Genomic DNA, 2414 nt, shown 5'->3' on the forward strand with positions numbered 1-2414 from the left:
AACTGGTGCAGCGGGCGGCACAGCTGGTGTCTTCGTGCGATTGCAAGGCGGGGTGTCCCGCCTGCGTCGGGCCCGTGCTGGCCAACGATGAGGACGCGGACACCACGCCGCGCGCACTGGCTGCGCGGGTGCTGCAGCTGTTGGACGCGGCGTGAGCGTCAGCCTGGAGAAGCTGCAGCGCCTGCGTCGCCAGGCGGGGCAGGGCGGTGGTACGTCGCCATCGGTTCCTTTGCCGCCGGCGCACGATCCATTGCCGGCACTGCGGCGCATGCTCGGGATCCGCGAGCGGGCGCGTCCGGCCGTCCCCCGGCGCGCATGCGATCGTGCGCTGCCGGGCGACGAGATCGCGCCGGGGCTGCTGCAGATCGAACAGGTGTTGCCGTTCGATGCCGTGCCGCCCCACGTGGACGGCACGTTCGCACGGACCGGCGCACTGCCGACGCCTGGCATGCTGTTCTTCGACACAGAGACCACCGGCCTGTCCGGCGGCACGGGCACGCGCGCCTTCATGGTGGGTGCGTCGGATTTCGTTGCGGCCGGGCTGCGCGTGCGCCAGTTGCTGATCACCCACCTGTCGGCGGAGCCGGCGATGCTGCGCGTTTTCGCCGGCTGGTTGTCGGAAGACACACGATTGGTCAGCTACAACGGTCGCTGCTACGACGCGCCGTTGCTGGCCACGCGCTACCGGCTGGCGCGGCAGGGCACGCCGTTGGCCGGCATCGAACATCTCGACCTGCTGTTCCCCTCGCGGCGGCGGTATCGGGGGGTGTGGGAAAACTGTCGCCTGGGCACCATCGAGCGCAATGCGCTGGGCATCGTCCGCGAAGACGACCTGCCGGGCTCCGAAGCACCGGGCGCCTGGCTGCATTACCTGCGCGGCGGCGACGCCGGCCTGCTGCGGCGCGTGCTGCATCACAACTTCCAGGACGTGGTGACGCTCGCCCACCTGTTGCTGCACCTGTCGGCGCCACCCGAAGCCTGAGGAACGGCGTGCTTGACCGTGCAGGAGGGCGCGTCGGATGCTGATCATGTCGGGGCACCGACGAGGATGCGATTCCCTCCGCTCCAGGAGCGTTGCATGAAGACCGCTGTCGTCCTGCTGGCCATTGCGTTGTCCGCGCCGGTGGCGGCGCAGGACCGGCTTCCGCCCATCGACAGGTTCGACTTGGGTGTGGGCCTCTACGCGGCCGACCACGATCTCGACACGCGCTGGGATGCCAGCGATGGATCGAGGGGCGCGCGCGTCGACTTCCAGCGCGACCTGGGATTCGCCGATCGGCAGGATGCGCTGGCCTGGCGCATCGGTGGCAGTCTGGGCACGGCGCGGCGGCACACGTTCGACGCCTTCGGCTACGACTACGACGACACCAGCATGCGGGTGCTCGACCGCATGCTGGAGATCGGCGACAACGTGTATCCGGTCGATGCGTCCTTCGAAGGCCGTCTGGATCTCGACATCACCGGCGTGGCGTATACGTGGATGTTCCTGCATGACGGACGCCAGGCCGCGGGCATCGGCCTGGGTGCGATGCGTTACGACATCCGCGCCGACCTGGATGCCAGCGCGACCCTCGCCGGGACGCCGGCCGCGTATGCGAACGACCTCTCCGAAGACGCATGGGCCCCCATGCTGCGTGCCGAATACGTGCGATCGCTGTCCATGCGCTGGCGCTGGGGCGCGGCACTGGCGTACACGCGCAAGAACGGCGGTGCGGTCAGCGGTGATGCGTTCGATGCGCAGGTCGCCCTGGACTACCTGCCTTGGCGGCACCTCGGGTTTTCCCTGCGCTACAACTACAACAACGTGGACCTGGACCTGCGGCGCACGCGGTTCGATGGCAACATCCACCTGAACAACTGCGGGCCGCAACTGCTCACGCTGTTCCGGTTCTGAACCGCCTGTCGGGGAACCACCGACAGCGGAGTGTGAAGCGTTGCGCATTCCCTGCATCGCGGCTCAAGAATGCGCCGCCATGGCCGACACCCTTGCTAGATTCCACATGAGCCGTGCCTTCCCACGTGGAAGGCATGCATCGAACTTGCAAGAAAAGAAGGGGACGTGCCTTGCGCATTCTGTACGTTGGCGACACCGCCTGCCTGCCTGACGATCTGGCCGACTACATCGGCGACATGGGCGACGAGTGGACGGTCGAGACGGTAGCCGACGGGAAGTCGGCGATGTTTGCGGTCGCCAATGGTCCGGTCGACGTGGTGATGGTGGGACCGGCGCTGCCCGACCTGCCGCCGGCCACCTTGCTGGGCCAGATCCGCACGCTGCGCTCGGAGACGATCCGCATCGCCCTGCTGGAAGGCAATGCAGACAGCCTGTCCGCCCCCATCAAGCTGATCGGCGTGGCGCACCGCTTCCTGCCGCTGCCGTTGTCGTCGGAAACGGTGCTGGAAGCGATCCACAG

2 protein-coding genes and 1 pseudogene are annotated in these 2414 nt (G+C 67.9%); all 3 read left to right on the plus strand.

The features are described from left to right. Positions 1–151 precede the first annotated feature (151 nt). Positions 152–982, plus strand: a complete 831-nt coding sequence (locus AC04L7_RS16720) for a ribonuclease H-like domain-containing protein (RefSeq protein ID WP_435998992.1) — start codon at positions 152–154, stop codon at positions 980–982. Between the two features lie 96 nt (positions 983–1078). Next, entirely contained in the window at positions 1079–1894 is an 816-nt protein-coding gene (locus AC04L7_RS16725) for a hypothetical protein (protein ID WP_435998990.1), read from the plus strand. 170 nt (positions 1895–2064) lie between these two features. Further along, positions 2065–2414: pseudogene (locus tag AC04L7_RS16730) on the plus strand (HDOD domain-containing protein); the annotation flags it as partial.

The organism is Pseudoxanthomonas sp. LjRoot204_2, assembly GCF_056175765.1.

Coding starts and splice junctions, on each gene's coding strand:
- AC04L7_RS16725 (WP_435998990.1), top strand. CDS start 1,079: ATGAAGACCGCTGTCGTCCTGCTGGCCATTGCGTTGTCCGCGCCGGTG.